The organism is Gemmatimonadaceae bacterium, from assembly GCA_036003045.1.
GTDB lineage: Bacteria > Gemmatimonadota > Gemmatimonadetes > Gemmatimonadales > Gemmatimonadaceae > JAQBQB01.
Map to the genome: position 1 here is coordinate 1 of DASYSS010000041.1, position 1,646 is coordinate 1,646.

General features: G+C 66.0%; 3 protein-coding genes. All 3 read right to left on the minus strand.

All coding sequences use genetic code 11. The features are described from left to right. Positions 1–711, minus strand: a 711-nt coding sequence (locus tag VGQ44_10255) for a lysylphosphatidylglycerol synthase transmembrane domain-containing protein (protein HEV8447195.1), incomplete at its 3' end; no start/stop codon positions are given. Further along, a complete protein-coding gene (locus tag VGQ44_10260) occupies positions 696–932 on the minus strand; it encodes a hypothetical protein (GenBank protein HEV8447196.1) in 237 nt (78 codons plus the stop codon). The genes VGQ44_10255 and VGQ44_10260, both read right to left, overlap by 16 nt. Then, the coding region (locus VGQ44_10265) for an O-antigen ligase family protein (protein HEV8447197.1) at positions 929–1,646 on the minus strand (718 nt) is incomplete at its 5' end. The genes VGQ44_10265 and VGQ44_10260, both read right to left, overlap by 4 nt.

Here is a 1,646-nt window from a genome sequence, read left to right on the forward strand (position 1 = left end):
CAGGATCGTCGCAGCGAGAAACCAGATCGCGAGGCCGGCACGCCAGTCGCGGAGTGACCGCAGGCCGTCGAGCGCCGCTTCGCTCAGTGCAATCAGACGCCTCCCCCACCGTTCCGGAAGATGTCTCGCGATCGCTTCGACGACCCGCAGCAGGGCTCCGCTCCAGAACGAGAGTCCGAGGATGACGAGGACGAGCAGTGCGGACGTCACGGTGAGCGCCGTTCCCGACCGCATCATCCACGACGGGAGCGTCATCGCGACCAACACATAGCCTGTGAAGACCGCAAAGACCGCGAGATCGGTGACCTTCTCGACCACGATGGTCGCGGCGACGCGCGCCTTGCTCACCCGCTCGCGCGTGCCGACGAGGAACATGCGGGCGATCTCACCGACTCTTCCGGGGAGAACGACGTTCGCCGTCTGTCCGATGACGATCGCACCGGCGAGTACCCACCAGTTCCGCTCATGATGCTCGGGCGTGAAGAGCAGCCACCAACGCGTCACGCTGAGCACGAGCGTCACGAACGTCAGCAGTAACGCGGCGAGGGCCATCGATGGGCGGGTGTTCCGCAGTGCGTTCCCCACGCCGCTCCAGTCGATGTGCCGCAGCGCCAGCGCCAGCGTACCCGCACCGATCACCGCGCCGATGACGATCTGCGGCATGGAACGCCGGATCCAGTCGCGCCAGTCGATTCCTATCGTGTTTTCCATGTGTCGAAGGCGACCAGGAGCGAGATCGCTGTCCAGATCATCGCTTGCCAGAGGGGCGTCACCAGCGCGAATCCCACGCAGAAGAGCAGTACGCCGATACGCGCCGCCAGGAGAGCCGTCGCCGTGAACCCGTCGATACGGCCATAGCTCCAGGCCGCGAGCGCGATCGCCGATCCGAGAATCCAGAGGCCGTGACGCGCAATGAAGATCCAGTCGATCACGCCGGTTGTTCCGCCACTCGGTGCAACGAAACGATGAGGGCGAGCGCGATCCAGAAGAAGACGCCGACCTTCGCGCCGAGCGCGATCGCGTCGACCGTTCCGAACGCGAAGTACGCGATCATCCCCGCTGCCGTTCCTCCCGCGATCCATCGCAGCCACGCGTCCGGGGCAACGCGCCAGGTCCTCGCGAGCAGCGATGCCGCCCCGAACCAGACGGCGAGGTACGCGACGAGACCGGGGAGTCCGAGGTCGAGCGCGGCTTGCAGCAAGTGGTTGTGCGCGTGCGCCACGTCGACCTCGGGCGGAGTGAGAAACACCGGATACATCGCAGGCATGATCCGGCGGAAGGTGTTCATCCCGATGCCGGTGATCGGAAAGTCGCCGATGATCCGCACCGCGCGCGACCACATCTCCATACGGCTCGGAACATCGGCGGCAACGCCGCTTCCGACCTGCTCGTTCAACAACGGCGCGAGTCTCGCGTGCAGAACGACCGCAAGGACGCCGAGAACGACCAGCGTCGCAATCGCGGCAAAACGCGATCGGCGGCCTGCCCACAGGGCCCAGGCGATCCCACCGGCAAGGAGACTGAGATAGCCGCCGCGCGACTGGGTGAGCAGGAACGTGAACGACGAGAGGGCGAACGTCGCGATGTGAAACGGCCGCCGCGCCGGCGAGGCCATGCAGAGTGCGAACTGCAGCGGAAGGAACATC